Source organism: Pantoea sp. X-Soil-OKNW-713 (genome assembly GCF_059730685.1).
In genome coordinates this window covers 175391-201726 of sequence record NZ_AP035998.1, presented here as the reverse complement: position 1 = coordinate 201726, position 26336 = coordinate 175391, and the positions used below count along the sequence as shown (strand labels likewise).

General features: G+C 50.4%; 27 protein-coding genes and 1 pseudogene. 10 read left to right on the top strand and 18 right to left on the bottom strand.

Features of this window, described 5'->3' with window-relative positions; all coding sequences use genetic code 11:
• Positions 1 to 14 precede the first annotated feature (14 nt).
• Both AC6I8R_RS25900 and AC6I8R_RS25895 read right to left on the bottom strand, forming a co-directional pair.
• Complete coding sequence (locus AC6I8R_RS25900; RefSeq protein WP_036627870.1) at positions 15 to 590, bottom strand: PIN domain-containing protein; 576 nt, start codon at positions 588 to 590, stop codon at positions 15 to 17.
• On the bottom strand, positions 590 to 1051 hold the full coding sequence (locus AC6I8R_RS25895; RefSeq protein ID WP_036627866.1) for a helix-turn-helix domain-containing protein: 462 nt from the start codon (positions 1049 to 1051) through the stop codon (positions 590 to 592). Before AC6I8R_RS25895 ends, AC6I8R_RS25900 begins: the two co-directional genes overlap by 1 nt.
• A 171-nt stretch (positions 1052 to 1222) precedes the next feature.
• On the opposite strand from AC6I8R_RS25895, the pseudogene AC6I8R_RS25890 reads away from it, so the two are divergent.
• Positions 1223 to 1618, top strand: a pseudogene (locus AC6I8R_RS25890) (SDR family oxidoreductase); the annotation flags it as partial.
• 86 nt (positions 1619 to 1704) lie between these two features.
• Here AC6I8R_RS25890 and AC6I8R_RS25885 read toward each other — a convergent pair.
• The 4 genes from AC6I8R_RS25885 to AC6I8R_RS25870 all read right to left on the bottom strand — a co-directional run bounded on the left by AC6I8R_RS25885 (position 1705) and on the right by AC6I8R_RS25870 (position 4562).
• Complete coding sequence (locus tag AC6I8R_RS25885; RefSeq protein ID WP_497833270.1) at positions 1705 to 2583, bottom strand: AEC family transporter; 879 nt, start codon at positions 2581 to 2583, stop codon at positions 1705 to 1707.
• A 56-nt stretch (positions 2584 to 2639) separates the two neighbouring features.
• Positions 2640 to 2924 (bottom strand): NUDIX domain-containing protein, encoded by a 285-nt coding sequence (locus AC6I8R_RS25880; RefSeq protein WP_497833269.1) that lies wholly within the window; start codon positions 2922 to 2924, stop codon positions 2640 to 2642.
• On the bottom strand, positions 2821 to 3399 hold the full coding sequence (locus AC6I8R_RS25875; RefSeq protein ID WP_497831424.1) for an LOG family protein: 579 nt from the start codon (positions 3397 to 3399) through the stop codon (positions 2821 to 2823). The genes AC6I8R_RS25880 and AC6I8R_RS25875 overlap by 104 nt, the downstream gene beginning before the upstream one ends.
• Before the next feature lie 725 nt (positions 3400 to 4124).
• Entirely contained in the window at positions 4125 to 4562 is a 438-nt protein-coding gene (locus AC6I8R_RS25870; protein WP_497833299.1) for a VOC family protein, read from the bottom strand.
• A 321-nt stretch (positions 4563 to 4883) separates the two neighbouring features.
• On the opposite strand from AC6I8R_RS25870, the gene AC6I8R_RS25865 reads away from it, so the two are divergent.
• Entirely contained in the window at positions 4884 to 5366 is a 483-nt protein-coding gene (locus tag AC6I8R_RS25865) for a glutathione peroxidase (protein WP_021186221.1), read from the top strand.
• A gap of 3 nt (positions 5367 to 5369) precedes the next feature.
• Here AC6I8R_RS25865 and AC6I8R_RS25860 read toward each other — a convergent pair whose 3' ends face one another.
• A complete protein-coding gene (locus AC6I8R_RS25860) occupies positions 5370 to 5834 on the bottom strand; it encodes an NUDIX hydrolase (protein ID WP_497833268.1) in 465 nt (154 codons plus the stop codon).
• Between the two features lie 28 nt (positions 5835 to 5862).
• Positions 5863 to 6615, bottom strand: a complete 753-nt coding sequence (locus AC6I8R_RS25855; protein ID WP_497833267.1) for an SDR family NAD(P)-dependent oxidoreductase — start codon at positions 6613 to 6615, stop codon at positions 5863 to 5865.
• Between the two features lie 127 nt (positions 6616 to 6742).
• Between AC6I8R_RS25855 and AC6I8R_RS25850 the strand changes: the two genes are divergently transcribed.
• Positions 6743 to 7633: a LysR family transcriptional regulator gene (locus tag AC6I8R_RS25850; RefSeq protein ID WP_497833266.1), complete on the top strand. Its 891-nt coding sequence runs from the start codon at positions 6743 to 6745 to the stop codon at positions 7631 to 7633.
• A gap of 160 nt (positions 7634 to 7793) precedes the next feature.
• Here AC6I8R_RS25850 and AC6I8R_RS25845 read toward each other — a convergent pair whose 3' ends face one another.
• From AC6I8R_RS25845 to AC6I8R_RS25825, 5 genes are all read right to left on the bottom strand, one after another.
• Entirely contained in the window at positions 7794 to 8240 is a 447-nt protein-coding gene (locus AC6I8R_RS25845; RefSeq protein WP_021186217.1) for a hypothetical protein, read from the bottom strand.
• A gap of 3 nt (positions 8241 to 8243) precedes the next feature.
• Positions 8244 to 9476, bottom strand: a complete 1233-nt coding sequence (locus AC6I8R_RS25840; protein WP_497833265.1) for an MFS transporter — start codon at positions 9474 to 9476, stop codon at positions 8244 to 8246.
• Positions 9477 to 9481: 5 nt separating this feature from the next.
• A complete protein-coding gene (locus AC6I8R_RS25835) occupies positions 9482 to 11830 on the bottom strand; it encodes a TonB-dependent siderophore receptor (RefSeq protein WP_497833264.1) in 2349 nt (782 codons plus the stop codon).
• 238 nt (positions 11831 to 12068) lie between these two features.
• On the bottom strand, positions 12069 to 13058 hold the full coding sequence (locus AC6I8R_RS25830; RefSeq protein ID WP_497833263.1) for a FecR family protein: 990 nt from the start codon (positions 13056 to 13058) through the stop codon (positions 12069 to 12071).
• Complete coding sequence (locus AC6I8R_RS25825) at positions 13048 to 13563, bottom strand: RNA polymerase sigma factor (RefSeq protein WP_497833262.1); 516 nt, start codon at positions 13561 to 13563, stop codon at positions 13048 to 13050. The genes AC6I8R_RS25830 and AC6I8R_RS25825 overlap by 11 nt, the downstream gene beginning before the upstream one ends.
• Before the next feature lie 798 nt (positions 13564 to 14361).
• Between AC6I8R_RS25825 and AC6I8R_RS25820 the strand changes: the two genes are divergently transcribed.
• The 3 genes from AC6I8R_RS25820 (at position 14362) to AC6I8R_RS25810 (ending at position 15574) form a co-directional block, all read left to right on the top strand.
• Positions 14362 to 14571, top strand: coding sequence for a YdgH/BhsA/McbA-like domain containing protein (locus AC6I8R_RS25820; RefSeq protein WP_013508023.1), 210 nt, complete (start codon positions 14362 to 14364; stop codon positions 14569 to 14571).
• A gap of 123 nt (positions 14572 to 14694) precedes the next feature.
• Entirely contained in the window at positions 14695 to 14910 is a 216-nt protein-coding gene (locus AC6I8R_RS25815; protein ID WP_013508022.1) for a YdgH/BhsA/McbA-like domain containing protein, read from the top strand.
• 271 nt (positions 14911 to 15181) lie between these two features.
• Positions 15182 to 15574, top strand: coding sequence for a nuclear transport factor 2 family protein (locus tag AC6I8R_RS25810; protein ID WP_497833261.1), 393 nt, complete (start codon positions 15182 to 15184; stop codon positions 15572 to 15574).
• An 84-nt stretch (positions 15575 to 15658) separates the two neighbouring features.
• Here the strand turns inward: AC6I8R_RS25810 and AC6I8R_RS25805 are convergent, their stop codons facing one another.
• The 3 genes from AC6I8R_RS25805 to AC6I8R_RS25795 form a co-directional block, all read right to left on the bottom strand.
• Entirely contained in the window at positions 15659 to 18871 is a 3213-nt protein-coding gene (locus AC6I8R_RS25805) for an autotransporter family protein (RefSeq protein WP_497833260.1), read from the bottom strand.
• Between the two features lie 486 nt (positions 18872 to 19357).
• The gene (locus AC6I8R_RS25800; RefSeq protein ID WP_036626174.1) at positions 19358 to 19930 is read right to left on the bottom strand and encodes a hypothetical protein; all 573 of its coding nucleotides are present in this window, start codon (positions 19928 to 19930) and stop codon (positions 19358 to 19360) included.
• 66 nt (positions 19931 to 19996) lie between these two features.
• Positions 19997 to 20311 carry a DUF6678 family protein gene (locus AC6I8R_RS25795; RefSeq protein ID WP_051337961.1) on the bottom strand — a complete coding sequence of 105 codons (315 nt, stop codon included), beginning with the start codon at positions 20309 to 20311 and terminating at the stop codon, positions 19997 to 19999.
• Between the two features lie 330 nt (positions 20312 to 20641).
• On the opposite strand from AC6I8R_RS25795, the gene AC6I8R_RS25790 reads away from it, so the two are divergent.
• From AC6I8R_RS25790 to AC6I8R_RS25775, 4 genes are all read left to right on the top strand, one after another.
• Complete coding sequence (locus tag AC6I8R_RS25790) at positions 20642 to 21346, top strand: response regulator (protein WP_497833259.1); 705 nt, start codon at positions 20642 to 20644, stop codon at positions 21344 to 21346.
• 4 nt (positions 21347 to 21350) lie between these two features.
• Positions 21351 to 22625, top strand: coding sequence for a sensor histidine kinase (locus AC6I8R_RS25785; RefSeq protein WP_497833258.1), 1275 nt, complete (start codon positions 21351 to 21353; stop codon positions 22623 to 22625).
• Between the two features lie 81 nt (positions 22626 to 22706).
• Positions 22707 to 23483: a MipA/OmpV family protein gene (locus AC6I8R_RS25780; protein WP_497833257.1), complete on the top strand. Its 777-nt coding sequence runs from the start codon at positions 22707 to 22709 to the stop codon at positions 23481 to 23483.
• 350 nt (positions 23484 to 23833) lie between these two features.
• Positions 23834 to 24184, top strand: coding sequence for a hypothetical protein (locus tag AC6I8R_RS25775; RefSeq protein ID WP_036626171.1), 351 nt, complete (start codon positions 23834 to 23836; stop codon positions 24182 to 24184).
• Positions 24185 to 24303: 119 nt separating this feature from the next.
• On the opposite strand, the gene AC6I8R_RS25770 is transcribed toward AC6I8R_RS25775, so the two are convergent.
• Together AC6I8R_RS25770 and AC6I8R_RS25765 are read right to left on the bottom strand one after the other, a co-directional pair.
• Entirely contained in the window at positions 24304 to 24750 is a 447-nt protein-coding gene (locus tag AC6I8R_RS25770) for an IrmA family protein (protein WP_367617730.1), read from the bottom strand.
• Between the two features lies 1 nt (position 24751).
• On the bottom strand, positions 24752 to 26335 hold the full coding sequence (locus AC6I8R_RS25765) for an SUMF1/EgtB/PvdO family nonheme iron enzyme (protein WP_021184031.1): 1584 nt from the start codon (positions 26333 to 26335) through the stop codon (positions 24752 to 24754).
• Between the last annotated feature and the right edge of the window lies 1 nt (position 26336).

Genomic DNA, 26336 nt, shown 5'->3' with positions numbered 1-26336 from the left:
TATTACCAGTCTGACTAAATAAGAACGTGGTATTTACTTAATTCTTTTACTGTTTGTGGTAACCCTTGGCGGAGTAGCGCATCAAGGTACTCGTCAACCGATTTAGGTGGCTTTCTCATATTGCAACGCTGTTTATTTACGGCCGCCAGAACAAGCGCCTGATTCAAGTCAAATAAATCAGTAATAAAATCATCTGGATGTAATGCTTCGATACCGAAGTTGCCCAGATGTTGTTGTGGGAAATCTTTCAAATTAAACGTAACGACAATTTCAGAATGGCTGCAAATGGCGGCAGCAACAACATGCCTGTCATCCGTATCGGGAAGATCAATACTGGCAACGAGAGGCTCGAAACCTGTAACCATAGCATCAGGTAATGCCCGGTTCATAAGCTCACCAGTGTGTTTGATTTGTTCAGAAGTTAAGTCTGGTCTGTCCTTAATCAAATTACGCTGCCATTCTTCTTCTATAATGGCCGACCATTTCGGCTGATAGAGCCCGCTCAACCCCAGGTGCATCAATAAATCCCGTAGTAAGGATGGATAAAGGACGCATGCATCTAATACTACGGGATAAGGTGAGTGGCTCATCAGTAAAATCCAAGTTCCTGACTATGATCTGCTAATAACTGCATCGCTTTATGGCTTTCGCTATCACGTTGGTCCCTGTAACGCATTAGATCGGCGAAAAGCACTCGGCGGTGGCGGCCTGTTTTATGAAAAGGTAGCTTCCCGTCTTCCAGTAGTTTCACCATATGCGGGCGGGAAACATTCAGAATGTTGGCAGCTTCCTGAGTTGTTAATTCAGCATGAACAGGAACGACCTGAACCGCGTTACCGGCGGCCAACTCTCCTAAAATTGACATAAGCAACGTCAATGCAGACGTTGGTATTTCGATCTGGTGAGTGTTGTTATCTGCGTCCTGAATCGTAATTTTTTGCGTTTCCATTTTCGTGGAGAGCCAGGCAGCAAGCTCCCTTTGTCCACGTACAGCTGCCTCAATCTCCCCTTGAGCCGGAAGGCTCAGGCTATCCAGAATTGAGTTCGTCATTTGAGTATCCAGGGTTTAGGTTCAGTTTTATGCGTTAGCTTTATAACAGTCTTCAATGGCAGTTTATTCGAAATAAACGAAAATATCAACAGACGAAACAGACGAAACAGACGAAACAGACGAAACAGACGAAACAGACGAAACAGACGAAACAGACGAAACAGACGAAAAATAGATGTTTACCTATATGAAGGTGGTCAGGTCGCTATTACGGGGTTAAATGAAGAACGACTGCAACGCGCTCGTGATCTGCTGCCTGAAACATCGCTCATCCTCAAAAGTGATGCTGCCAGCGAATCAGATATCAGTGAATTCCAGGTGGCGATTAACCACTGGGGTACTCTTGATGGGCTGTGGCTTAACGCAGGATTCGCCGAAGTAGGTTCCCCGGAATCGGTTACCGCTGAATCATTTAATCACATGATGAATGTTAACGTCCGGGGGCCGATGCTACAACTTGCGGCACTCTCTGACGCCCTTAATCCCGGAGCTTCTGTTCTGGTCACGTCTTCCTCGTCGGTTTATGAAGGTGCTTTATTGAGACTTCTGAGAACAGGCAGACACGGAAGATGATGAACAGTGCAGAGTTTGCTGTATAGCCGGTGCATTAGCACCGGGGGCCATAATTCTCGGTTTGTTAAGTGCTGACAACGTCAGAAAACGATGCCCATCGTTTTGCCGATCGTGATAGCTGCTGCAAAGAGGCTCATCGCAAGAATACTGATGCAGGTTCCACAGGTAATAATCCGGGCCGAACGACCTGTCCCCAGATAATGCGTTTCAAGAACGATGATATTTGCTGCCGGAGGCAGAAGACAAAAGAGATAAAGTGTTGGCGTATTTTCCGTTATCAGTCTGAAATCGACAATTCTGGCAAGCCCTATCATCAGCGAAATCATCATCAACATCGCTGCTGATTTAATCAGATATGGGCGAACTTCATGCCGGAGATCCTTAAGCGTCAGCTCAGTTTTTGACAGCCAAACGCCAAGCACCGCCATACCAAGAAAGCTCATCAGAAATTTTGCGACTTCATAAAGATCGTTAAACCACAGCGTTATCTGCTGACTGAACGGAATGAGCGCGGCCCCGACAATCAGTGCCAGCACAGGCGGAGTCTGAACTAATTTCAACAGTCTGAAATGGTGGCCGGAGAGCATACCAGCCCCGACGGAATTGCCTACGATTGAGCTGCCGACATAGGCGGCGATAACAATGGTTGCGGCTTGATCGCCAAAGAGGGCCGTCGCCACAGGTAATCCCAGCCATCCGATATTCAGGTAACTGAAGCACAGGCTTTTGATGGGATCACGAAAGAAATACCGGGAAGCCATCAGCATAATCAGCATGCTGATGGCTGTCGCGATGATTATCGTACTCATACTGCCAAAGCGCGTGGATATATTGAAGATGATGACAACCGGAATAGCTACGCGGGTTAATATCCATGAGGCAGCTGCTTTTAAATCCCAGGCTGTTTTACCGACCAGCCAGCCGGCAAAAAGATAAATCAGCGGTACAAATATCGTCACAGCGTTTCCTTACCGTGTGTTCACAAAACTCAACAGCCCGCGACCTTGTCCGATTCTCAACAAACCCTGCAACAGATTGCCTGGGGTGTTGATGGCCATACGTGTGGGACATTTTTGTTTAACGTTAGCGGTGCATCTGTGAATTCACCAGGTGGGGTAAGCTCCTCTTGCGATAGTTCAAGATTAAGCTCTTCCCTGAATTCCCGAATCAATGCTGAATGAGCGTCTTCTCCTGGCTCAATTTTCTCTCCGGGTTGTCCACTTTGAAGCAGGTGGCGTATAGGTTTTGAAATACTCGATAATGTCGTGCAAATTTTCAGAAAACAGAAGCATATCGGCATAATCCTGTTTCATAAAACCTTCACTCACCATCTGATTTACCATCACTTTAAGCGGGTTGTAAAAGTGATTAACGTTCAGAAACGCACAGGGTTTATCATGTATGCCTAATTGCGCCCAGGTCCACTGTTCAAATATCTCCTCAGCAGTTCCTGCGCCACCCGGTAAGGCGATAAAACAGGATGATAATTCTGCCATCACAGATTTTCTCTGATGCATGTCATCCACCACTTGTAGCTCAGACAACCCGGTGTGGGCAATTTCACGTTCCAGCAGGGACTTTGGAATAACACCCGTTACATGACCACCATATGCGAGAGCTGAGTCGGCTACGGCACCCATTAAACCAACACGTCCGCCCCCATAAACGATATTTATACTCTGTTCAGCTAACCACCTACCAACATGACGAGCAGCCTCCATGTAAGCTGGTGTACAGCCTTCAGAAGAGCCACAGAATATGCCTACAGTGTGCATATTTTCTCCTCAAACAAATGGGAAAATCCCCGTGATGGGGAGAACAAGCGAGACCCATCTTAACATGTTACCTCGGGGAGAGTGGATGAACAGGTTCTTGCCATTATTATCTATTTCTAATAAAATTTCTCGAAATACCATAAAATAACCACATGAAATGACCGGGAAATATTATTTTAGACACTGCTTTTGGGGTTTGATTGGTTTTGGCTATTTTGTTTACAGTATTCTGAAAGACCTACATGATGGATTGATTTTTCCTGCATACATACCCTATATTCCGTATGTTGCTATCTATTTGTCAATAAGTGCAGTAACGTACCCATTTTCTTTATTTGTCACAAATAAACTGGGGCTAATGATAATGAAAAAAGAAACGTGGAGTTATTTATTCACTGTAAATGGCCCCAGCTGGAATTTTTTTATTTTTGTATATCTGTTTTGTGGATTGCTATCGGTACCGCTGCTCATTATTTATCCACTTATAAACAGATCCGTTTAACAAATTAAAACACTCTGGCGCCACATTTTGTATTCTGGATCCACGTCGGCTTCTGCAAGTATCGCAGAACCTAATCCCACTGCTGAAGGCTCATCTTTGGTAAATGAGATGCTGGCTGCTCGATAACAGAGACTCTCCTCAATTAGGTCTTCTCTGTGCCAGGAGCGGACTTTGCAGACATCACTGTTTTAATTAGAGAATAACAGGTCATAATATGTGGGCCTCATTTACTGCGTTCCATCAATTCAAGCGTCTGACCATCAGGGCTTTGTAAATATATTACTCGGGTTCCCTGCATGGGTCCTGACAACACTGTCTGAGGTTTACCGGGCGTCTTCCAGCCGTAGTCCGATACTTTGCCCAAGAGCGTATCAAGATCCTCAACTATAAAAGCAAGGTGAGCGTAGCCTGGGATATAGGGCGCTGAAGGTTCTTCTGGCTGCTCAATGTTATTGTATTGTAGTAATTCAATTTGAATATCAGCCAGTTCAAGCAAAGCCATTCGTACATCAGCTCCCCTTGCACCTGTTACCTCATCGATTATAGGTCCAGACATTTTTCCTTCGCGTAATAATTTACCTCCAAGAATCTGAGTCCAGAATAATAATGAGTCTTCAATGTTTTTAACTGAAAAACCAACGTGATTAACACTTAATATCATGCGATTACCTGCTGAGTTTTCAAAGTTCATCATCCAACTATATAAAAAGCCTGCTTTATTTCTACACGATAAATGCGCAACCGTTTTACAAGCCTGCATCTTTTATCGATAAATTGCGAATGTGCGCTTTTCGCTCATGACAGCCCGCTGATGGGCCGCCTGTTAGTTGTTCTTTTGGTTCGACTTTGCAAAGATATCTTTGCACAAGATTCCACACCTGCCACGCAATCAGTAACAGGCATGCTTCTCCACGACCCATGACCTGTGCCCCGGCAACAACGCGCTACGTGGCCGAACGGGTTCTGCTTTGAGGATTACGAGATGACTACCTTTTATCAACTTACCGCCACCAGTCTTTCCGGCCAGCTTATCTCTATGGCCGACTACGCTGGTCAGGTGGTTCTGGTCGTTAACACCGCCAGCCATTGTGGATTCACGCCACAATACGGCGGCCTTGAAGCGCTCTACAAGAAATACGCCGTCCGGGGTTTCGTGGTGCTTGGTTTCCCCTGCAACCAGTTCGGTAAACAGGAACCTGGCGGCGCCGAGGAAATCGCGCAGACATGTCACATTAACTACGGTGTGAACTTCCCGATGTTCGCGAAAGTTGAGGTCAACGGAACCGCAGCGCACCCGGTGTTTCGTTATCTGAAAAATGAATTACCTGGCGTGCTGGGGGGGCGGATTAAATGGAACTTCACTAAGTTCCTGATTGGACGTGACGGTAAACCACTTAAGCGTTTTGCACCGTTCACCACGCCGGAGAAAATGGAAGCCTCAATCCTTACTGCACTTGAAAGCTGAGGACTAAACGGAACGGAGCTTGTCCAGGCTGTCTGCAAGTATGTCGATGATCAAATCATGTGGGAAGATCGTTTCGTTGGTATGTCTCAGTTCTTCTAGCGTCCACCAGTGGTGATCCCGCATGACTTCCTTTTCATTGTTACTCCACATTGAGCAATCGATATCTGTTTTATCCGCGTGAATGATAAAGAAACGTTCGTCAGCATAAACGGTTTCCCCATTTGGCAGCATCATGGTGAAGGTTCGGGATGCGACCGACATGCCAACTGAATGCCTTTGCAACCCGGTTTCCTCCCGCAATTCGCGTAAGGCGGCCTGCTCAAAGGATTCATTCGGCTCCAGCCCGCCGCCCGGTGTTGCCCAGTATGTCTTGCCATTTAACGCGTCATCTTTATGGCAAAATTTAAACAGCAGAACCTGATTTGCCGGAGAGCGAACGATCAACCGGGATGATGGACGAGTGCGCACAAAGCCTCCCTTTAATGCGGTAAATTACTCAGAACTGAACACCTTTTGTCAGTCCACCGTCGACAGTGAGGTTGGTGCCCGTCGTGAAGCTGGCAGCGGAGCTGGCAAGAAAAAGCACGGCTTTAGCCACTTCATCCGGACGAGCCATTCGTCCCATTGGGTTCATTGCCAGACATTCGGCAAAGAGATCGGGCGTTTCGCGCTCGATTTTTCCCCAAACCCCATCTACGAAGTAAACGTTGCCAGGAGACACCGTATTTACGCGAATTCTCTCGGGTGCCAGTTTTACTGACATGGTTTTGCCATAGTGAATTAACGCGCTCTTTAACACCCCATATGGCTCGGCAAACATATCCACTTCTCGGCCTGATACGCTTGAAATAAGAACCACTGAACCTGATTGTGACTGGCGGAGCCAGGGCAACGCAGCGTTTACCATGCTCACAGAGCCGAGCAGGTCGGTCTCGAAAGCCAGACGCCATGTTTCCGGGTCGGAACCCCCGGCCAGTGCGCTGACGTTGGGAATGACGATGTCGATACCACCCATTTTTTCGGCAGCATCCTCAGCCCAGGCGCGTACCTGATCTGATTCTGTCACGTCAACTTTATAACCGAATGCCCGGTTGCCCATTGCGGCCTGAGCCGCGTCAATTTCTTCGCTCTTTCTCGCACAGAAAGCGACGCTTGCCCCTTCTGACAAAAATGCTTCGGCAATGGCTCGACCAATACCGCGTGTGCCACCACTCAGCATGACTCTGGCATTCTTCAGGCCTAAATCCATAATTTTCTCCTGTTTTCCGGGTTTCATCCGCCGGGATAATGGTTATCTGTGAAGCAATATAGGATTTGACCAGCATTCTGAAAAATGAAATTAATAGAACCCATCATTCATTAAATGAGAATGCCGCATGCACCTTTCTCAACTCAGGGCCTTCTGTGCAGTAGCGCAGACCGGATCGATTTCAGGCGCAGCTCGGGTGTTAAACCGCGTTCCTTCAGGCATCACGGTACGCATCCAGCAGCTTGAACAGGATTTAGGCTGCGAACTCTTTCTGCGCGATCGCCAGGGGATGTCCCTCTCGCAGAACGGGCGGCTACTGCTGGACCACGCGCAACGTATTCTGGACCTCACCGACAGCACCCGTCTGTTGATGCGAGAAGAGGATCTGGGAGGAAAACTGGTGATTGGCGCGCTGGATGTGGTTCTGGTCGATTTTATGCCGGCATTGATTGGCACCTTCCGTAAACGATACAGCGGTATTGGCCTCGACATCCGGCACGAAGCCTCGGAGGTTTTGGTGCAACATGTGGCAGATGGGACACTCGACATTGCCCTGACTGATGGCCCGGTACAGTCAAAGGCCCTTGAAAGCCGACTGGCCTTTGTCGACGAAATGTTGCTGATCACGGAACTCAATCATCCTGCGGTCAGAAAGCCATCGGATCTCCAGTGTGCCGAACTCTATGGATTTCGCCATGATTGCTCGTTTCGCTTCCGCATGGATCGATGGCTGGCAGAAGCGCGCATCAGCCATCTGCCGGTGACGGAAATTGAGTCATACCATACGATGCTGGCTTGCGTGACAGCAGGGATGGGGGCGGCCTGGGTGTTGCGTTCCGTATTACAAACCTTGCCAGGACATCAGCATGTACGCAGCCATTCGCTCGGTGAGGTAGGGTATACCGAAATTCATTATCTCTGGCGCAGTGGACAGCTATCACCGAATGCCCACAGGCTGATTGAAACCGGGAGTGAGCTTGGCGAGCGGCGCCATACCCAAACCTGGAGCAGGATATAACCATGACGACCAGCGGATGCAGCATTCGCGCTGGTCTAACTCATAAACTCATTTACTCAAAAACTCATTTTGCGATCTCCGTAGCGACGTGATTTATCGCGTCTACACTAACTCGTGCTTTTAATGCCTTTCGCCACAGAGCGAATCTGCGGCGAAAGAATTACAACGTATTACCCGGTGGCAAGGCCAGGTACTCATGTGCTTTTGCAATGGCGTCTGCACGGTCGTCGGCGAGTGTTTTCGGGAAAGGCATCATTTTCCTTAACTTGGGAAACATTTCGCTCAGGCTGGCGCGAACGGCTGGATTATCAGTCAGGTAAATGTAGCCTGCACAGTAGTTAGCTATCTCATTTTTATATTGTTTCATCCACCGGGAAGACTGTTTCTCGTCCTCATGAGGCTCCCTTTCATGGCCATGCAACGCAGGGATCCAGACAAAAACCAGGCGTTGCTGCTGCGCAAGTAAACCGCTCAGTCCATTAAGCAGGCGATTGGTTCTGTCCGGCATATCGAGCTGTGGGAAACGAATGAAGACGATCGGCCACTCACTAATATCAAAGATCTCATCGTCCGGTGGTGCACCGTGGTAAGCGTTTTTTGGGTTCATAATTCAATCCTTTTCTTCCAGAGAGGTACGCAGTGATCCAACGACCAACAGCAGCGCCAGTGCTCCGCAACCATAAAACAGCGGCCAGTTAATCACCGCGACCATTTGTGAGACGGCAACGGTAGCCAGCGTGCTGGCGAAACGGCCAACGCCATAAAAAGTGGCATAGTCTGTTGCCGGTTGTTCACCGCGTGACCAGCCGAGGATACTGGCACTCAGAGCAACGAAAATTCCGCTCACCGCAGCGCCGATCGCCACAGTGCCAGAAATAGCCAGCCAGGGTTTAACCAGGGTGTAGCCCAATGTCATGGCAGCCAGAGCCAGTACTCCCAGGCCGGTAAACCCCCTAATCGTTCGCGGTAATCCGCAGTGGCGCATCAGAGGGGCCGATATCCATGCGGTAATGAGCATGCTTACCGGCCCAAGTGTGCCGACTATGCCTCCGATTAATTCCATCGGTACTTTAAGATCGACCAACATCAGTCGGTTGAGCGCCGCAAGCGGGAAAATCACACAGCAGGTCAGCGTCAACAAAATCAGCCGCCTGCGCTGCCGGTGATTGCGCAACAGATTTTGTAAACTCGCGCGGTGGTTTGATCGGGTGCGATTCACTCCGTGAAATGCTTGCGCCTTGCTCAAAAACAGCATGGGGATCATCAGCAGGAGCAAACCGGCGGCATAACATAAAAAGAGAATGGTCCAGCCAAGGTGATGGAATAACGCGACAAAAGCCCCTCCACCAATCATCGCGCCGATGGAGAGTGCGCCCAGTTTGCAGGCGGCGGCCCGCGATCGCCAGGCAGCACTGATACGTTCGACCGCCAGCGCGTCAAGGGCGATATCCATCGTCGCCATAGCGAACGCGAGCAATAAACCCAACAGAAACATTGTGCTCAGTGCCGCGTCTGCCATAAAAGCAGCCGCTGCCACAATCAATGCCGAGACCAACTGCATGGGTACAATCCATGCCAGCTCTGATGCCAAAAAGGGTGGATGCCAGCGGTCAATCACCGGTGACCACAGGAACGCCACACCGAGTGGCAGGTAGAGAGCGTACAGCCAACCTACCGCCCCAAGACTCATTCCCTGAGCGCGCATCATAGTGGGTAACCCTCCCTGGATTAGCCCAACCGTCATGCCGAAACCGATGTAGAGTGCACCGATAGCTAACAGCACCGCGAGTTGTCCGCTGTCGTCAGATGATCCTGCATCTCCTGGCTGCATAATTACGTTCATCCATGTCACCAGCGATAGTTCACAGACAGATTGACCACCCGCTCGTTGCCGTAATTACAGAAGTTGTTGGCAAGGCAGGTGACATACTGTTTATCAAAGACATTATTGACGCTGAGACGGGTGCTCAATCCAGCCAGCATCGGGGATCGCAGGCCAAAGTCATAGCTGAGGGCGGCATCAAACAGGGTGTAGCCGGGTACATCCAGTCGTCTGGCGTTAGCTGTGTAGACATTCGGAGAGTAGCCGCCTACCGTTTTACCTACATAACGGCCGCCACTGCCAATGGTCACGCCTTTCAGCAGGCCATGACGGAAGGTATAGTCAGCCCATAATGACGCCGAATAATCCGGGATACCGATCGGGCGATCCCCTACATCGGCTCCGAGGCCTTTTTCCACTTTAGCGTGGGTATAGGTGAAAGCACCGGTGACATTGAGGTTATCTGTTACCGCCATTTTGCTTTCAAACTCAAGGCCGCGGGAGCGTTGTTCGCCAGTCTGATAGGAGGTGTAGGCGTTGGCGTAGGTCACCACATCCTTCTGCGTGATGTCGAACCAGGCAAGGGTAAATAACGCATCAAAATAGGTGGGTTTGTACTTCAAACCCACCTCACGTTGCTGTGCAGTGGTTGGTTTGAACGCGGTTCCGTTGCTGTCACTGCCAGTGACGGGCAAAAAGGATGTCGAGTAGCTGACGTAGGGCGCGATACCGTTATCAAAATTATAAATGACGCCGACTTTGCCGCTGAAAGCGTCATCATCCTGAACACTGCGTGAACTGGCCAGATAGTTATTTGTTCGGGTACGGGCGTAGTCGTAGCGTCCACCGGTCACCAGGGTCCAGTTATCAATATCAATCTGATCCTGCAAATAGAGTCCTGACTGAGTGATGTTCTGTTTCTGATTGGTAATCCGCGACAGCGTCAGGTTGCTTGCAACACCGTAAACCGGGTTCAAATAATCAATTGACGGAGCTGAACCATAATCGCGGATCTGCGTCCAGGAGGATTCCTGATAGTCGAAGCCGGCAACCGCGGTATGGGAAAGACGCCCGGTATCAAATTCTGCCTGGAGTTGCAGATCAGATGCCACACCACGCAATGTTTCATCGGTCGCAAGTGCGTAGCGGGAAATCGTATGGCCATCCGCCGCGAGAGAGGATGTCCCCAGACTTTTGGTGACAGTGGTCAGATCGAGGTAGCGAATCTTATGGCGTACGGTCCAGGTATCGTTGAAGCGGTGTTCGAACTGATAGCCCACGGCCGTCTGCGTTCGGCTGAATTCATCGAAATCAGGATCGCCGTCATTAAAGTTACGCGGAATCTGTCCCGCCGGACTCGACCACAGGCTACCCACCGTCGGTAAAATCCCGTAGTACCCGCCTTCAGGATCACGCTGATAACTCATGTTCAGCGTAAAAGAAGTATCCACATCCGGGATCCAGGTCAGCGATGGGGCAACGTATAAGCGTTCTTCTTTGGTATTAACGACTTGTGTATTTGATTTCTTACCCAGCGCTACAACGCGGTAGAGAAGGGTATTATCGTCGGTCAGCGGCCCGGTTGAATCCACGCCCAGTTGCATATGTTGGTGGCTTCCGTAGAGCATCTCCACCGAATTTTGAGATCGACTGGATGGCGCTTTGGAAACCGCGTTGATTAATCCGCCGGGGTTAACGCCACCGTAGAGTGTGGAAGAGGGGCCCTTGAGAAATTCAATGCGCTCAATGCCATAGGTTTCAATTTGCGGGATGGCATAGCCACCACCGCGCAGTAATCGCAAGCCATCCAGATACTGGTTACTGTCGGTCGGTGAGCCAAAACCTCGGATGTAGGGGATATCGTAGCGTGATGCTGATCCCCTGACTTCCGCCGCGACCCCTGCCGAATAACGCAGCGCCTGACTCAGGCTTTGCGCCCCCTGGGCTTCCGCCTGCTGATGGGTGATCACACTGATCGACTGCGGGGTTTTCATCAACGGTGTGTTGGATTTTGTGGCGGCGGTGCTGTTACTGGCGACATAACCGTGCACCGGACCGAGCGTGCCATCATCAGTCGCTTCTACCACGATGGTGCTGTCGCTGGTGGTGTCCTTTGGCAGAACATAAATTTGAACGGTGTTGTGGTTACTGAAGCGATATCCCAGGTCCGTACCACTCAGAAGGGTGCTCAGCGCCTGATCCACGGTCATTTTGCCCCGTACTGGCTGGCCGGTGATCTGAATCGCCTGGTCTTCGCGGAATGCCACGGAAAGGCCTGCGATGCGGCCAATTTCATTAACCGACTGGGTAACCGGTTTAGCCGGGAGATTGAAGCTGTATTGCTGTGTTTGTGGTTGCTGGACTGCTGCTGCCACAGTCGTCGTTCCTCCCGCAGATAACAGCAATGCGGATGCTAACGCGTAGCCTGCGGAAGGGAGTTTTTTATTGTTCATGACACGCCTTTTTCTCTGTACTGACACCCCGAGGTAAACGAAAACAATATTAATTATCATTTTCACTATCTCTGGTATCACGAACGAGAATGCGTACCACTGAACCTGAAGATGAATTTTTTCAGGAAAAAATTCATAACATATTGTTAATTAATGATATTTATTTCGAGATTATCACGAGATATTCAGACACCTTACGCATGCTGAAGCCAACACTGGCCTGAAGTGAGTCCAGCGCTTTATCGGTATCAGTCAGAGAAAAGCTCCCGGTGACGCGCTCCTCGGCCAGCTCAGCAGAGGGAATGATCACTCGCCCATGACGATAGCGTTCAATCTCACTCACTACGTCAGCCAAACGGGCACGATAGAAAATATAGCGGCCACTGTGCCATGCCATGGCATCGGCAATATTGGTTTGAGCAGGCACATCCACACCGTTGCGACTGAAGGTAACCTGTTGTCCGGGTTTAATAATCGTGGGGGTTGATTGTTCGTTGCTGCGTACCGCGACGCTACCACGAGCCAGCGTGACCACGGCATTATCATGTTGTAGTCGCACGTCGAATTGCGTGCCTAACACGCGAACATTCCCCGCTGATGTCTCTACAATAAACGGGGTCTTTGACGGGGTAACATCAAAATAGGCACCACCGCGTAGCAAGTGAACGCGGCGTGTTTCTGCTGACATAGCCACGCTGATCGCGCTGTCAGCATCCAGTAATACTTTTGAACCATCGGCCAGAAGCACGCTGCTGCGTTCTCCCCGCACTGAAACATGATCGGCAGAAAGATTCTCAATCCACGAGGGGTTCTGTAGCCATACGCCTGCCACCATCAGCAGCAGTATGCAAACTGCGCCAGCCGACGCGAAGCGACGTCTGCGCTGTTGTCGGTCACGATTGTGGTCCATCGCCGCCAGATATCCCGCCAGGACGTCAGCCTCTTGTTCCGCAAGTTGCAGGCCTGGTGCAGCGGTGTCCTGCCACACTGACTCAATGGCGTTCCAGGCCTCTTCGTGTGCAGGGTGGCTGCGCCTCCATTTTTCACAGGCTGCTCGCTGGAAACGTGAGGGGTTATCTTGCATCACCAGGAACCAGCGACGCGCTTCTGCCCGAATATCGGCATGCTGTGGGGCAGGGTTATTCGGCATCTTTCACTCCACTAACCGATTGATCTTCACAAGCGGCCACCGCGCGGGCCATATGTTTCGCCACTGCGCGGGAGCTTATGCCCATCACCGCAGCGATCTCTGAGAAGCTGCGTCCGTGAACCCGGTTAAGCAGGAAAATATGCCGCGTTTTTTGCGGTAACGACGCCAATATCTTATCAAGGTGGCGGATATTTTCCTGTGCGGCGACGATCTCATGCGGCGATGCGGATTGTTCCTCATCCTGCCCGGTTGCTGCGTTCTGGAGGTAACTCTCTTTCGTTTTCTCGGTACGCAGGTGGTCGATAGCAGCATTACGAGCACAGCGACTCAGATAGGCAGCGGAATCGCCTTTCCACCATTCGGCTTTTTCCCACAGGCGCAGGAAGATATCCTGCACCAAATCCATGGCCGTATTGCCGCACCCAACACGACGACGAATCTGACGTTCCAGCCGTTTGTGTTCAATAAGGTACAGCGCAGCAAGCTCCTTGCTTTTGTCTGCCATTCAATTGAGTCCCGGGAGTAGAAAATTACCTGATTACACAATGAAATTGTGTGTTTAGCCTTAGCGACCAGTTAGCTGGGCAGGGATTATTACTTAGGTTTGAGGATAATTCCAGTCCGTGGTTCAGGGGGCGGTAACCGCGTTGTGGTGGGTATTTTCACAGGAATAACAACAGGAATTCAGGGGTGTTTAAATAAATGAAACCATTCCGAGTTTAATTAATTTTTTATTCTTCACACCATCGCCGTCCTCCGATCTCGTGGTGAGGAAAACCGATGTTCTTCAGAGCTCGCATCATTTGAAGCTGGCAGAAGAACGCAATAACGGATTAAATTGTGGGGATGTTCTGGAAGAAAGATAAGTGAGGAAAGTATGAGAGACTTACTTGAGTTGATTGCTGATCTATTTATCTACTGGCCTACAGGAAAGAAAGGCAAAACGTTAAAGAAAAAGAGGTCGTCTGATCTGCAATATCGACCGCTTTGCAAGATCGTTCAGACTGAGTTCGCGGGAGATAATGTTAACAAGCAAGGAGATACGTCAAAACATTGATGGCAGACAGCGTATCGCTCCCTGTTGAACAACTGAAATCTTATTCCGGCCGTTTAAAGAATTAACCTCGATCACCGCCCGGTTAGCTATCTGCTGACCGGGAAATAAGGCAGTACAACTTTCATTCAATTTTTTTGAATTATTTCAGCAAATCCCTCAGCTTTTACTCCCCCGCCGTCAGGTCTATTCTCTCTCACATCGAGGCACAACGCCTCACCGATTAAACAAACTTCTGAGGAAATGACCATGAAATCTATCAAAACTTTCGTTGCAGTTGCCGCCCTGTCACTGGTTTCTTTCGGTAGCTTTGCGCAGAGCATCACTGCTTCCGCTTCTACCCTGGATGGCGCAGAAGCCAAAATCGCAGCGCAGGCCAAACAGGCAGGTGCGTCATACAAAATCACCGGCGCACGCGTAGACAACGGTGCTTACCTGTCAGCTGAACTGACTAAATAAGGTAATAATTAGCACGATCACAGTTATCGCACTAATTATCAATCATGAAACGATAACTATGGTTATTATTACTTTCATCGAAGGCACACAGCCTTCCAAACAAACAAATTAAGGATTAAGACCATGAAAACTATCAAAGCACTGTCAATCGCCGCTGTAGCCGCTCTTTCCCTGATGTCAGCAGCCAGCTTCGCGCAAAGCATCTCTGTTACCTCTTCAACGCTGGACGGTGCAGAAGCGAAAATCGCTGCACAGGCCGCACAGCAGGGTGCACAGTACAAAATCACCGAAGCGAACACCAATAACCGTGTTCACATGACCGCAGAACTGTACAAATAACGGATGGTCGTACAGGGACGTGCCGGAAGAGGTCGCCGCAAGGCGGCCTTTTTTGTTTCTGCGGCCCAAACTGAAATCGATGAGCATTTTGGTCAGCACCTTAATCTGGATAGCGTGGCAGGCGTAATCAGAGCAGAAAAAATGAGGGGCTGACCTGGGCTGAACGTTATGGCCAGTTATCGGTATTTATTGTCCTGTTACGGATACTGTACCGCGCAGCGCTTCCGGTAATCTGCGTCGGTACAACCGTGTTAATCAAGCAGGACAGGATATGAATAAGCAAAGTCAGCTCGTCATTCATGCGTTGCAGGAGATTGTGAGCAATCCACGCCATGATGAGAAAATGATCGCCGCGTATTTCGCCGCAAGCTATCAACAGCAGGTTGACGGAAAATGCCTGGATTATCCGGGCTTTGTCAGCCATATGGCATTGCTAAAAACGCTGACGAAGCGAATGGAGGTGGTGCTGTTAAGCGTTGTAGCTGAAAGAGATACGGTGTTCACTCACCATCGCGTGAAGGTGGAAAAATGCGATGAAACAAAAAGTGAAATAGAGGTGATGGCACGATTTACCCTGGAAGCGGATCGGATTATTCGTTGTGAAGAGTTAACCCGGCTGGTCAGCGGAAATAAGCAGGATCATGATCTGGGTAGCAGAAGTTAATAGCGAATAATGCACATTCTGGTTTAGCTGGAGAATCCCCCTGATTGCCTTAGACAGGCATCTCAGGGGGCAGAGTGACCCATATCAGAAACCGATATTCACACGCACCATAATCATCTGTGAACGTGTCTGCTGCTCATCCAGTCCGAGCGTGCCCTGGTAGGCGATGCCTGGCGTGATATCGTGCGGGAGCAGAAAATCAATGCCGAAACCCAGAGCCAGCGTCTGGGTGCTCTGCTGATAGAGCGACATGCTCCAGGTATCGTTACCCACATCCGCATAGCCTACGCGCGCTTTGCCGTTGTCATTCATCAGTTTGGCATACTCAAGACGACTCTGAAGTTTCACAAAGCCCCAACGGGTCGGCACGCTGTGTTCGCCGCGCAGACCGGCTCCCGTCACGACCTGTGCAAGCGTCTGAGGTGCGTAGGCGAGGTTGAATACACCAGCATCTGATTCGGCATAGCCATCAAGCCAGGTACGGTAATACTGAATGCGCGCATAGGGTGAGATGAGGCTGCTGGCAGTACGGAACTCGTAACCTGATGTCAGCGAACTGAAAAACTGACGGCCGGAGCGGCTGCCACGCGCAAATGCATCTGACTCACTCACATAACGTTTGCTGTCGAACTCAAGACTGCTATAACCCAGCAACCCATCAATAAAGAACGCATCCGGGTGCCAGCTGCCATACAGGGCGGAGCTGATTGAGCGTCCGTTTTGCCGAGAACCGGAGTCGCCTATGTCGCTAACGTCGCGGCCAAAGCCAATCCCCATGCCTGCGGTAAAGGATGGCGTGAACCGATAGTCGCTGCCGGTGGTAATACCCACCAGGGTATGGCTGAAACGCACGGCATCGTCTTTATCACTGCCAAAATCGATGTAACCACCGGTCCACCATGACAGGCGGCTGTCCTCACTCTGACGGGCGAAAGGCGTGGCTGGCGGTTGCGGTTGTGCGCGGTCATCCTGATAGTGGCGCTGTTGCTGCCAGGCGCTGGCCCACAGGTCTTTATCGGTATCTCGTTCGGAGCGACTGGTCGGCATGGAGAAATGGATGCCATTGTGCCCGGAAGGGAGACTGGCACCGCTGTGAAGCTGCTCCAGACGATCGTTAAAGTTGCGGATCTGTGCTTTGGCAAAGTTCTGCGCTGCCTGTACCTGTGCGCTGATCAGGCCAATCACGTCAGCATTGCTGGCCGGATTGGGCCGGTCGGCAATGGTCAGGGTGACGGTTGCTGGCTGGGCAGTGCCTGATGCGCTGCTCAGTTCATAGCGAAGTGCAACGGTACCGCTCGCCTGAGCCGCAGCGGTAAACAGTAGCTGATACGTTGCCCCCGAGGACTGGATAGTCGCTGTACCGAGGCTGCTTTGTGGTTGATCGAGCAAACGCGCACCGGTGAAAGGCCCGCCGGTGGCACCCTCAACCAGATTTACCTTCACTGACTGTCCGGCATACAACGAGGCGCTGTGATCAGCAGCCACAGGGACAGCGGCGTTAACGGTCAGCGTATAGGCTGACTGCACGGTTGCCGCGTTCGCGTCAGTTGCGATGAGGGTAAAAGAAGCGTTGCCCGCAGCAGTTGGGGTGCCTTTTAGCTCGCCATTCGCAAAAGTCAGTCCCTCAGGCAATGACCCGTTCAGTTGCCAGCTGTAAGGGGCCGTGCCGCCTGAAACGCTGAAGGTCTGACTGTATGCGGTTCCCGCCGTTGCAGTCGGCAATGTGCCGCTGGCAGGTGACATTGTCAGGCTGGTGGCCGTCACCGTCAGCGATACCGTTGCTTCCTGGGAGGTACCGTATGTGTTGGTTGCACTGTAGGTGAAACTGTCGCTACCGGAATAGCCACTTACTGGGGTGTAGCGGATGCTGGTGCCTGCAACCAGTGCCGTGCCGTGACTGGCCTGACGGACAATTTGCAGGCTGGTGACTGCACCGGCGATTGCCAGAGTGATGCTGTTGTCGCTACTGCCTGAATCCACCGATGCTGTGACATCGTTTGCAACCGGCGCAGTGCCACCTGCGGTGACATTCAGAGTGTAGTTAACCGTGCTGCTGGCACTGTTACTGTCCGTTGCTGTGACCTGGATGCTGAAGCTTCCTGTCTGAGTCGGCGTGCCAGAAATAACACCGGTACTGCTGTTAAGTGTTAACCCTGTTGGCAATCCCGTCGCGCTCCAGCTGTAGGGGGCAGTACCGCCCGTGGCCGTTAATGTCTGGGACCATGCGCTGTCTGTCGTGGCGGCGGGAAGCGCACCGGCCGCAGGGGAGAACGTGAATGTGGGTGCCGTGACTGTCAGGTCCACGCTGGCATTAGCCGATGTTCCCGCGCTGTTGGTCGCGTTCCAGCTGAAACTGTCGCTGCCAGAATATCCCGCGGTCGGAGTGTAAGTAATGCTGGTTCCCGACGCGGTGGCTGTGCCATGTGCGGGTGCCGAAGCAACGGATACAGAGGTTGCTGTGCCACCACTGGTGGAGAGGGTTATCACATTATCTGTGCTGTTCGCCGCGACAGTGGCGGTACTGTTGTTTGCCACTACAGCAGCTTCCGCTCGCGTCACATTCAGCGTATAGGATTTGGTTGTGGCGTCCTCGGCCGTAACAACGATGGCAATGGCGGTTGATGCACCTGCTGTCAGACTGATGGCGGCAGAAGCAGAACCTGATGTCACTGTGGTGCCATTCACCGTGACCGTTGCATTGGAATCGGTGGTGGTCGGGGTAACGGTGATAGTGGAGACACTGTTGGCTACGGATGCGCTATAGCTGGTTGTACCGGCACTGAAGGAGGGAGAAAGTCTACCATCCGAAAGTGACAGGCTGCTCAATGTTGCATCGCTGGACGGAGTTGCTGCCGTACCGGAGCAGGTAACAACAAAATTGCTGAATTGACCATGTGACGAGGTCAGTCTGATACGAACACCATCGGTTGAGAGGGTTCCCGCCAAGTAACTCAACGTCACGGTATGCGCAGAGTTGCTGATTGACGATGAGGCATAGTAGTTCTGGAATGAGGTTTCTTCGTAATCAGTCATACCAAAACTATCGGAGGAAGATGGGTCTCCATTATATGCACCACCGCTATCGGTGACGGAAACCGATAGCGTATCGCCAGCATCAAACTCTGATGCAGGATAAGCATTTGTGATGTAATTCAGTGACGTTGAACCGGACAGCGCGTTGAGTGCGGTACAACCGGTGGAGAGCGCAAAAGCGGAGGTGAGCGTGGATATGAAAAGTATGAGAAAAGTGAATACCCAGCCCACTGCCCGTTGCAGCCTTTCAACGTAACGCATCATCATTCACCCTGATTATTGAATATTTTTTATATTAATTAAGATTAATCTTATTCAATACAATTATCATGAAAGTGTGGCGAGTGATAGCTGAGAGTGGCGGCTTTTTTTCCTTCAATTCACGGGATTGCAGAAATCTGTCAGCTGTCACGGGTAGGCATAAAGTTACTGTGGTTTATTAATTCATCTTATGTATGGGGGATGTGCTTAGCCGTAAATATTGCTGGCTAATTTAAGTGTTGGAATGTGGTGCTACTTATCAACATAAGACTGAAATTTATATCTGCATAGAGGGATTAAGTGAAGTGGACTTTAATTGGTGTTTTTAACTTATCATCTGCTTTACTTCGTATCATCGGCGAAGCCAGCTCACTGCATCATCGACGAAATATTGCGCGCCGGAGCAGTAATCCACTAAGACTCCATCGGCAAGTTTAGCTATACAACTCGCTGTTGCTAATGATACGAACACATTTCTGCTTATCTGATTCACATATAGATAAACTCATATTTTACGATGTAAGTTCCAATGTTATTAACACGCGCTGTTACCCATACTCCCGTCATTCCTTGCTTGCGGTGGCTGTGCAAATACTCTTTGCTTGTACAAAGTTGTATCCATCTGGAGGTGTTCTGATCCTTGAGCCAGATCCCAGCTTCACAGTGCCCATGCTTGCCTCTTGACGGCCCCGGAAAGACGACTTCATATTCAGATTCATAGCCAATCACTTTATCCGGGAAGAGATAAACATAGACATCATAACAGTTTAAGCTCAGAGCAAATCCCAGACAAAAACCACCTATGAATGCATTAAAAAGATATTTTAATGTCTTATTAAAAGTGCGCTTATACAAAGCATGCAAAAAGAAGACGCCACCAATGAACAGGCCAATTGAAATATACGTAATCCATTCCGGAACCGACTTTTGTAAAATGGTGTTATGGGAAAGGCTTGACGCCCACAACGTATACCAGAACCAGCCGCCTGTGATGAGGCATGCCACGGCTATAGAGAACCATTTCCTACATTTATTTTCGAAATAAATGCTATTGCTCACCATTTTATTCTCTTATTTCTTATTAGTTTATGTCGTCCTTGTTACAAGGCCGCACAATGCCTTTCCCGATTAAAGATACGCCACCTTACAGGCCGAATCTGCGTATCCCAAGATTCTATAACCGGTTGAAGTCTCAATTCCGGGGAGATGAATAGCCCTAAGAATGGCTCCAACCAACCCGTGCTGCTCAACTGAATTGGTCAAAATATCCAGATGCCGGATATCCGAATAGCCACCTTTACTGAAATGGTAAAACCACTCACCATCAACTGCGGATTCAAAACCATTGAGAGTGGTGGTTTTCCATAAAGGAGGAGATGTCATATTAACCATTGCCAGGCGGATCTCATTCCATTTTGTATTATTCATGCAGCTGTAGAGCATTCAAACCTCCCGTGGCCTGGTTACACATTACGCTCTGTATCGCTCGGCTAAAAGCGAATGTCGGACATTAATGTTGCAAGGGTAAATGGGATTTTATAATGATTTCTTCATAAAGATACGGCTTGTTCATTCCGGTTTGCAGTCAATAGATGCAACACACTGATTGAAGCGCTCTGCGGGTGATTCGTTGTCAGGCGCTTTTCTCGACCTCGTGTTGAGCTATCTGACATACAAGGATTTTATCCTGCACCTGTGATTTCTGAAACTCATCTCCTTTCCTGCTGTCTTTTGTAAATGTCTCCGCTTCGTTTTGACAGGAATATTAAAGACATGACGACAGTTTTGCTCATTGAGGATGATACCCGTCTGGCGCAAATGATCGTGCCTTACCTGGAGCAATATGAGTTTGATGTACTTCATAGCGCCAGCTCAACAGACGCGCAGTCCCGCATGAAAATGAAGGATTTTGATGTCGTATTATTGGATCTGATGCTCGGAGATGCCGATGGCCTGGCATTATGTCGCCAGATAAGGGCTGAGTCTCACAACGACCCGGCAATTATTATGGTCACCGGACGGGGCGACCCGGCGGACCGGATCATCGGGCTGGAGGTTGGCGCTGATGATTATCTGCCGAAGCCTTTTGAGCCGCGTGAATTGCTGGCGCGTATGCGCGCCGTACTTCGCCGTTTGCGTCCAGGGACGTCCCAACGTGGTGACATCAGCGTGATCCAGTCGGGTGAGCTGGAGATCGATACTGCTGCACGGACCGTCACACTACGACAACAGCCCTGCCTGCTCACCTCGTTGCAATTCGATGTGCTGGTTTCACTGGCTCGCCAGGCTGGACGGGTGTTGAGTCGCGAGCAAATATGGCAGACGGTACGCGGGGAGAGCTATGACAATTTTGACCGCGCTATTGATGTGCATATTGGGCGTATCCGCCAGTTGATTGAGGACGATCCGCGCTCCCCAAAACGCATTATCACGGTGCGTGGAGTGGGTTACGTGTTTTCTGCATTATCGGAACGCTAATGCCATGAAACGCATCGCAGATTTTCCCATGCATTTGCAGATCTTTTTTGCGGTGCTAAGCGCCATCGTGTTGGTCGTACTCTGTACCATTATCCTCTGGCTATGGAATGACGATAACAACCGTAATCTCAGTGCATTTGCTACCTTCAGTGAGCTGGTCGAGCAAAACCTGCCTCCTGCATCGGCGCAAAAAAGTGTGCAGTCAGCTGCAATAGATGACTGGATGCAGCGTACTCATGCGCGCTTCGCGCTATTTGATGCCAATGGTCAGTTGCTGAGCCGACCGCTTTCGCCAGAGATTCCTTTACCGAAACAAGCCAGGCGAGGGGGGTTCTTTGATGACGGGTATGGAACACGTTTCGTCTGGCAATTGCAGGATAAACGCCTGCTGGTTATTGAGTTCAGCTCTGACCGCAGGGAACGTCCGTGGTTGTTTATCATCATGCAGCTGGCATTGGCGGTCACTGTGGCGTTGATAGCTTTTCCGGTGATTCGCCGACTAACGGCGCGCCTGGAATCCCTGCAACAAAGTGTTGAAGCTTTGGGGAGGGGAAACCTGACCACACGCGTGCCGGTGACGGGGAAAGATGAAGTCAGTCAACTGGCCGCCAGCTTCAACCGGTCGGCCGCGCAAATCGAAACGCTGGTGCAGTCGCAGAAAACCATGTTGGCTAATGCGTCACACGAACTACGTTCACCGTTAATGCGTATCCAAATGGCCTCAGCACTGCTGGCGGGGGAACCTTCTCAGGCGCAACATGAATTGCAACGCAGCGTGGCTGAACTGGACACGTTGGTTGAAGAGATACTTACACTGAGTCGGCTGGAAATGGCGCAAAAGGTCATCGCAGGTGAATTTACTGCCACCGATGTCACGGCACTGGCTGCGGAAGAGTGTGCCAGGGCTGAAATCGATTTGGTTGCTGAACATATTGTTGCTCAGGTTGATGCCCGCCTGATACGCCGTTTAATGCGCAATCTGATTGAAAACGCCTTGCGCTATGCCGGTCAGGAAGTGGTTATGCGTTTATACCGTAGCGATCCGGATAATATGTTGCTGACTGTCGATGATCGTGGTCCAGGCATTCCCACATCAGAAATGGCACGCATCTTCGAGCCGTTCTTCCGCCTGAGCCGCAAAGAAAATGGCACAGGTTTAGGGTTGGCACTGGTGCGTTCGATTAGCGAATATCACGATGGCGAGGTAAGTGTCATTAATCGCGGTGGCGGAGGTGCCAGCTTCAGAGTACGCATACCGCTGTTACATAACTTTACCTGAGGTAAAAAGAGGCGTTACAGGCGGCTGTTGTAATGGAGGCCAACACTTGCGCCAGCCCTGTAACGAAAAGGATGAAGTACCATGCTTTCCATTCCCGTGAAGTCTGCTCTGCTGTTGTTAATTCTGTCGGCAGCTTTACCCGCCCTCGCTGAGGAGTCAGATAACGCCTTCAGCGGATTTATTGGTGGAGGCGTCGGTGTAAAACCGAAGTACTCAGGAGCCAAAAAGAACGATACAACCTTTCTTCCTGCGGTGAGAGTGAACTACGGCCCGTTTTTTATCGGTGGCGTCGATACCCTGACGGCGTTCGGTTGGCAGTTTGCCAAAACCGAACACTGGAGATTCGCCCTGGGAGCAGGTGCAGATCTTTCGCCACGCCATGAGTCAGATGACGAATATCTGCGTGGCATGGGCGATATTAAAACTTCGCCGCGCGCATTTACTTCAGCAATTTACCGCAATGATATCCTCAACGCCGGATTGATCCTTTCACAGGATGTGGGGGGAAATCAGCAGGGGTTTCTGCTGACAACCTACGCCAATCTGTCATGGCGTCCCTGGCAGGATCTGCGACTCTTTACTGGCCCGAGCCTGAGCTGGGCGGATAGCGATTATATGCAGACACAACATGGTGTCTCCGCGCAACAATCATCACGTAGTGGTTTAGCCCGTTATGACGCAGGCGCAGGGCTGGAGAAGATGGGATGGGAAGTCGGGGCCGATTATGACCTGACCTCATCCTGGCGGGTATCGGCCCGTGTCATGGCTCAACGTCTGGAAGGTGACGCCGCAGACAGCCCGCTGACTCAGGAGAAGCAGCAACTGAGTTATGCCTTATTATTGGCCTGGCGTTTCTGATAAGCCTGGCGGGTGACACCGACTTACTGAGGTCATCTGATGACCGAATCCCTTACCATGTAGCTCCACTGATCCTGAGAACGCCAGCGTCCTTTTCCCCAGCTTTGCCAGGTAACACGAATGACCGGCGCTGTTTTTATCAAACTCATTGGTCATTAAAGCTAAAGAAAAACTCGGCGCTGCCGATAACAGTCCAGGCGTTGATTGCCATTCGCAAAGTAAGGCAAATCCTGCATCCTCATGTTCCTGTATGGATGTGAATAGGGCAACCAATGCGTACTTTCTGGGTTGGGAAAGGATAAATTTGGTCAAATCTGGTCAGATCAATTATTTAAAAATGGAGATTACACATGGCAACTAAAATTAAGATGGAAAATCCTCAGACGGGTGAAAGTGTTTTTGGTTTCTATGGATATTCATGGACAACACTTTTATTCGGTGCTTTTCCAGCTTTATTTCGAAAAGATTTTTTAACCTTCATTGGTGTGTTTGTGGTTTGGGTTATTTTAGCCTTTCTTACTATGGGTATCGCCCCTTTCTTTATGATGTTGATATGGTCATTTATGTACAATAAATACTATACAACCGGGTTGCTGAAAAAAGGGTTTATTTTTGCTGCCACGCACACCGAAAATGAGCTGGCTGCTGGACGCCTCGGTCTGAAGCTCAACAGCAACAATTGCAGTACTGTCGCCCCTTAAACTCCGTATCAGCGACAACACAATCAAAAGCATATTCTTGCACTAAAACACCTTGCGTCACCGCAAGGTGTTTTAGTGCTGATTTCAGTTAGCGTAATTGTCACCCGTGGTCTTCAGGGCTAATTGATACTTATTTTCAGTGGTTGATAGTATTGCGGGTCGAACGTGGACAGGGGCAAAGGCTTTTTAGTGTTGTTACCCAATAATTCCTCGGCCTGAGTAATGCTCACTGAGTCAGCGTTTTGCACAGCTTCGCAGTCAAACTCTGTTGAGGTGTCTACAGAGCGAGTAGCGTCACTGTCACCAAAAGGTGGCACGTTTAACGTGCCTTCGCCAAGGGGATGACCTGTTTTATCTTTCAGCTGGATGGTTAGCGCCAGTGCGTTAAATTCTCCGGCACCTCCATTATCCAGCCTGAATACCAGCGAACAAACGCCCTGAATCCACACGTTATCGGTATTTCGAATACTAATATAGCGCTGTGTTTCGGCAAGGCTGGTCGACTGCCAGCCCAACCCGAGTAATACCGCTGCCAATAAAAGTCTGCTTGAGCGTCCCATGTTCATGTTACTTCTCCTGTGCGATAGCTTTAGGGGCGTTGATCTGTTTACAGGTTTCCAGCCAGCCCGCAGTATCTATTTTGCCGTTTGCCAGATACGCCTGCTGATTCTGCCAGTGTGCGGCCAGGAAGGGCTTCAGCCCGGAAAGCCGCTTGTTCAGCGTGAGCATTTGATCAAACACCGTGACTTCATGTTGCAGGCCCTCTTTGCCATACAGGGTGGCGGCATCAACCAGGCTACTGGCGTAATAGCCTGTCAGCTGCTGGAGTCTGTCGGACTGCTCGCCCAGCTTGGTTTTGCGAATGGCGCAGTTGGCGTCGCTGGCGTCTTTATTTTTACACAGCAGTTCGTAGTTATGGTTTAAGAAGTCGAGGAAACGGCCATCATCCTGCAATTTGGTACAGAGGAAGGAACCCAAATTCAGGCTGGCGCGAATCGACTGGTCACGCTCTTCCTGCTGTTTCTGGTTACTGGCCCGTAACTGGTTTTCCAGGTCTTTCAATTTCTGCTTCAGGGCAGAGTCATCAACCTTTGATGCGAGGCTGCCCAGCGCTTTGACCGTGTCTTTAGCGTCATCGTCTTTTTTAGCGTTAGCCTGACTATCCGCGCCAAGTGTTTCCCAGCTTTTTTCCAGCTGTTTCACTTTATCGGTTGAGGTGATGGTTGGTGCCACCAGCACCAGACGCAGACCGGTCGTTTTGCTGCTTGCAGGGGTGGCCTGATCGTAGTAATTCACCTCTTTACGCGTCGCGCTGCGAATTTCTGTTGGGCCAGAGAGGAAGTTACCGCCCCGCACCACAAAGCCGCCAGCCTGGCCGTGCAAACGATTGAGCTTATTGAGGTAAAAGGGATTGAACATCATCTCTGACACATTGCCCAGCATGTCATACAAACCCAGCGGATTGGGCTGTAGCAGGCCAATAAGCTGCACTCTGCCATTGGAAGATTGCGCACCTGAGAACCACTCATAATTCTTCATATCGTCCATCGGGTAGTGCTGGTCGCGGAATTCGGCGCTATTCACTTTCAGACCACCGCGTGCGGCAAATTCCCACTCTACTTCTGTCGGCAGGCGTAAAAAGCCTGCATCACCGTCTTCCTGCGGCAACTTATCCATAGCATGGCTGCGCAACCACTGATTGTATTTATCAGCCGCACTCACGGCATCGAACCAACTGATCCCTGTCACCGGCAAACTGAGCTTGCGAGATGGCACAGGGCAGGTGCCTTCGGTCAACGCCTGATATTGCAGGGTGGTCAGTTCATACTTCGCCATCAGGTAATAGCGCCCCCTGGCTTTTTTGTCGGTAAAACTGCCCGCAATAAAAGCGGGATAACTGTGTTCGATCACCCCCCAATCCCCATTGTCCTGGCCCAGCGTAATCGGCAGGTCATCGAGTGGCCCTGTCATCGGGATTTCGACGCGACGAAACGCCATTGAGCCTTCGCAGGGCATGGGCAGAATAATATCTTCGCTATCCGGTTTCGGGTTCCAGCTATTTTCTGTCCAGGGTTCCGCCAGCGCAGAAGAGACATTGGCGAGCAAGCCAAGAACTAACCAGTAAGGCAGTGAGGAAGGCGTTAAGGTCACA